General features: G+C 49.3%; 3 protein-coding genes. All 3 read left to right on the plus strand.

The features are described 5' to 3' along the window. Window positions 1-270, plus strand: a 270-nt coding sequence (locus AC0QH1_RS21555) for a hypothetical protein (protein ID WP_324633380.1), incomplete at its 5' end; no start/stop codon positions are given. 66 nt (window positions 271-336) lie between these two features. Then, complete coding sequence (locus AC0QH1_RS21560) at window positions 337-714, plus strand: response regulator (protein ID WP_324633382.1); 378 nt, start codon at window positions 337-339, stop codon at window positions 712-714. 556 nt (window positions 715-1,270) lie between these two features. Continuing rightward, entirely contained in the window at window positions 1,271-4,831 is a 3,561-nt protein-coding gene (locus AC0QH1_RS21565; protein WP_324633384.1) for a PAS domain-containing sensor histidine kinase, read from the plus strand. Window positions 4,832-4,941 lie beyond the last annotated feature (110 nt).

The raw sequence follows: 4,941 nt of genomic DNA on the forward strand, positions 1-4,941 counted from the left end.
GGGGGACCGGGGGTCAGTCGCTCGGCTTATATCCCCACGGATAAATCCGGGGGCTTTACGCCGATTCTCGGTAAAGACTTTCCTGGGTTGACCAGCGGCTCAGCCGTGGGATCGCCAGTGGAAGGCATTTCCGCTCTCTTGAGGATCCACAGACCCCCAAGGCTCTCGATCGCCCCTGGCGGGATAATCCCTTGGGCGATCGCTTTGTGCATCGGCGAGCGATCGCGGCACAGGTTCCACGAGTTTTCGCATTATCATCAATGCAAGTGAAATCACAATATGCTAGAAAGCCTTAAAGAAGGCGAATCAAACGGGGAGCAGAGGCAACCGGACAAAATGAGCAAGATTCTGTTAGTAGAAGATAATGAGATGAATCGAGATATGTTATTGCGGCGTCTCAAACGTCGGGGTTATGACGTGATTGTAGCTGTGGATGGCGGGGAGGGATTGACAATGGCTCAGTCTGAATTCCCCGATTTAATCCTCATGGATATGAGTTTGCCGATTCTCGATGGTTGGGAGGCAACTCGGCGACTCAAAGCGGCACCGGATACCCAGTCGATTCCAATTATCGCTCTGACGGCTCACGCTATGTCTGGCGATCGCGAAAAATGTCTGGCCGCCGGTTGCGATGATTACGATACCAAACCGGTGGAATTTCCCCGGCTATTGGAAAAAATTCAGTTGCATATCTCGAAACAACCCACCTCATAAGGGTTGTTCTGGGGCGTAGCCGCCTCGCAGGGGTATGGGCAACCCTCTCCACTGACCAGCCGTCTGTTCGTCCTCTCGACAGGAAGCATTCCCGGGGTTTTAACTCCACTACTCTCATCGAGGCGCTTTGCAAACGTCGAGGATCCCTTACCGCTTTAGCCATAGGGACTGCATCTGGCATGGATCTTTCTTCCACTTCTTTCGCGGTTTTAAACTATCCTCGCACTGATTGGCTTACTGATTTTTTTCCCAACGTTTCCGCCTAAATCGCTCCCTAAATTGAAGCAGAGCATCAGAGGTAAAATGTTCTATTTGTGGGAATTTTTTATATTCTTATGTCCCCTTTCATGCAATTATAATAATTGATTTGAGACTGGCTAGATTGCACTATTTGGCTGCATAGGTGGTGGGAAAAAACTGTTAAAACTCAGAATCATCAAGGGTGGATTTACAGGTAAAGTTATCGGAACCGACTGGCTGTAAAAAAAACGATTATCAAGCGCCGAATGCAATGTCTATCCATCCGCTATCTCAAACTTGTAAGGAACATCAAACTATGGACTCTGTTACCGAGAATCGGTCGTTTGGCATTGTCCGAACTTACGGACTGATAGGAGTGAGTGCCGGGTTGTGTCTCTGTGGGAGCGCATGGAGTTTAGATATTTTGAGGGGCAATTTGAGCTGGTCGATCGCCGCGATCGCTGCGATCCATCAATTGAATCCGTTACACTGGTTGATTGATTGTTCTCCGTTCCTCTTCGGATACCTCGGCACGAAACTCGGTCAATTCAAACAAGCCAACCAGCAATTAAATGCTGACAAAAACCGCTTACAACGTCTCAGCGAGCGCCAACCCCCAGCAGAAAACCCACCGGGGGGCGATCGCCTCTTGTTTTGTCACACCACCGCAGAACACCACCTGCTCGATTCCCACCACCCGCCCCTCGCCACCCTCGAATTTAACCGGAATGGGGAAATAAAAGCTTGGAATTCAGCAGCCGAAACCCTTTTTGGCTATAGCATTCAGGAAGCTTTGGGACAACATCCCCTTAATTTTCTGATTCCGGAAGGCTTTCAAAAGCAGTTTACCGAACGCTGGAATGAGTCGATGCAGCAAAAACGTAGCGTTGGTTGGATCGGCGAGCAGCGAACAAAACCGGGGGAAATTATCGTTTGCCAATGGTACAATACCCCGATTTTCGATAAGAATGGTGAGGCGATCGCCGCGATCGCGTTAGTTTTCCCGATTACCCCCCAGATGCAGCTCGAGGCTGCATTGCGCGAAAGCGAAGCGAGATTTCGCTGTTTATCCGAGGCAACCTTTGAAGGTATTCTCATTCACGAGTCAGGCACAATTATCGATGTCAATCAAACCTTGGTGGAGATGAGCGGGTATGAAGCAGAAGAATTGATCGGCACCAATGGGTTGGAATTACTAACGCCTGAATCTCGGAAAATCGCCTTAGAAAATATTAAAGCCGGGGTAGAAACCCCTTATGAAGCAGAAGCGATCCGCAAAGATGGGTCGCGATTTCCGGTAGAAATCCAGGGGAAAAGGATTCGCGATCGCGGCAGGTCACTCCGGGTGGCGGCGGTGCGAAATATCCGCGATCGCAAGCGCGCTCAGCAAATGGAACGGGAATTAATCGCCTCGTTACAAGAAAGTCAGCGCACCCTCTCCACTGTGCTGAGCAATCTTCCCGGAATGGCCTATCGCTGTCGTAATGACCGCAACTGGACGTTTGAATTTGTCAGTGAAGGATCGGTGGCGTTAACCGGCTATTACCCCAAACAGTTCCTCGATGACAAAAACATTTCCTTGGCTCAACTCATCCATCCCGAAGACCGAGAGCGGGTTTGGCAGGAAGTGCAAGCGGCTTTGTCGGCCAAAAACCCTTTTGACCTCACCTACCGGATGATCGCCGCTGACGGCGCACTCAAGTGGGTTTCCGAGCAAGGTTGCGGCGTCTTCAGTCCCACCGGAGAACTGCTGTGCTTAGAAGGATTTATCTGCGATATTACCGAACAAACCCGATCGCTCGAAGCTCTCTGTCAAAGCGAAACTCGCTATCGGACAATCTGCGAACTGGTGTCGGATTACGTTTATTCTATCACCCTCTCGCAGTCCAATCAGCCGATCGCTGAATGGGTCGCGGACTCCTTTTACGAAATTGCAGGCTACCGATTAGAAGAGCTGGACCGTCAACAAGGGTGGTCTTCCCTGATTCATCCGGAAGATTTGCCCCGTTTCGAGCGCTTTCAAGCTACTTTACTCGCTAACCATTCCGGCGTGTTAGAATATCGTATTTTCACTAAATCGGGGGAAATCCGCTGGTTGCGCGATTCGGCGCGCCCGATTTGGGACGATCGCGAGCAACGGGTAACTCGGATTCTCGGTTCGGTCCAAGATATTACCGAAACGAAGCAATCGCGATCGCAAATGCTCGATACTCTCTCCCTGTTGAGCAAAAGTGAAGCGAGGAACCGCGCCTTGCTCAATGCTATCCCCGATTTAATGTTTCGATTCGATCGCGACGGTACCGTTTTGGATTTTAAATCCGTTAAAGGGGTCAATTTAGCCGGGATTGAAAATAAATTTTTGGGCCGCAACCTCCGGGAAGTCTTGCCCGACTATGTGGCCTCTCAATGCATCAACGCCCTGCAAAAAACCTTGCACACCGGGGACATTGAAATCTTTGAGTACGAATTGCCAATTAATGGCGAATTATTTAGTTACGAAAGCCGGGTGATGGCCAGTGGAGAAGATGAAGCTCTGGCCATCGTCCGCGATATCACCGAACGCAAGCGATCGGAAGTGGAAAAAAGCCGGTTAATCGCTTCCCTACAAGCCAGTGAAGAAAAATATCGCTCGGTGGTCGATACCATTGAAGAAGTTATTTTTAAAACCGATAGTCACGGCAAGTGGACCTTTCTCAATCCCGCCTGGACTCAAATCACGGGATACTCCGTTGAGGAAAGTTTGTCTACCGATTTTATCGATTACGTTCATCCGGACGAACAAGCGGCCAGTCGGAAAAAGTTTGCCCAATTAATGACTCGCGAAGCAGACTATTGTCACCATGAAACTTGTTACCTCACCAAAGATGGTGCGAGTCGTTGGATGGAAGTTCACGCCCGCGTTCAGTTAGCTGAAAATGGCACGATTTTAGGCACGTCTGGCACGTTGAACGATATCACGGAGCGACGGCTTGCAGAACAAGAATTACAAAAAGCTAAAGCTGCTGCTGAAGCGGCAAACCAAGCTAAAAGTGCGTTTCTGGCAAATATGAGTCACGAACTGCGAACCCCTCTGAATGCGATCGTCGGCTATAGTGAAATGCTCCAAGAAGATGCAGAAGAATTGGGAGATGAAAATTTACTCGGTGATTTGCAAAGAATTAATAATGCTGGGAAACATCTGCTAGCTTTGATTAACGATCTCCTGGATATTTCTAAAATCGAAGCCGGTAAAATGGATTTGTATTTGGAACGGTTCGACCTTCGCACTTTGATTTATAATGTGGTGTCAACTTCCCAACCGACAATCGAGAAAAATAACAATACTTTATCGGTGATTTGTCACAACCATCTGGGTAGCATGTACGCCGACCTGACCAAAGTTCGCCAAGTGTTGTTGAATTTATTAAGTAACGCGGCTAAATTTACCGAAAATGGCACCATTACTTTAGAAGTAACCCGCTACTCGGCTTTACCCCCTGGGGCTGATGTGGTTCGCCCTACCCAAATGTCTTCAGCGGGAATGCAAAATCACGAGCTAGCAGCAGGTAAAAACCTCGACTCGGAAGGGGCGATCGCGTCTCCCGAACTCGGGGTCAATGATAAAATCACATTTACGGTCACCGATACCGGAATTGGCATGAGTGCGGCGCAAATCGAACAGATTTTCCATCCCTTTACTCAAGGTGATGTGTCCACCACCCGCAAATATGGGGGCACCGGCTTGGGACTGTCTATCAGCCAACGGTTCTGCAAGATGATGGGGGGCGAAATTACCGTCACTAGCGAGTTGGGAGTGGGGTCGCGCTTCACGGTCTCGATGTGGGCGATGGTTCCCGAAAAGAATACCTCTACTTCTCATTCCACTTCTTCCGGATAGACCCTCTTGTAACTCCCGATTCCTGATTTGATTGTGTCAGGGACTCCGTAGAAACCAACCCCATGTCTAAAGCCAGGGGCTTGTACTTCTAACCACCTGACCAGCCTAAA

The sequence above is a fragment of the Phormidium sp. CCY1219 genome (assembly GCF_055795085.1).

Coding starts and splice junctions, on each gene's coding strand:
- AC0QH1_RS21565 (WP_324633384.1), top strand. CDS start 1,271: ATGGACTCTGTTACCGAGAATCGGTCGTTTGGCATTGTCCGAACTTAC.
- AC0QH1_RS21560 (WP_324633382.1), top strand. CDS start 337: ATGAGCAAGATTCTGTTAGTAGAAGATAATGAGATGAATCGAGATATG.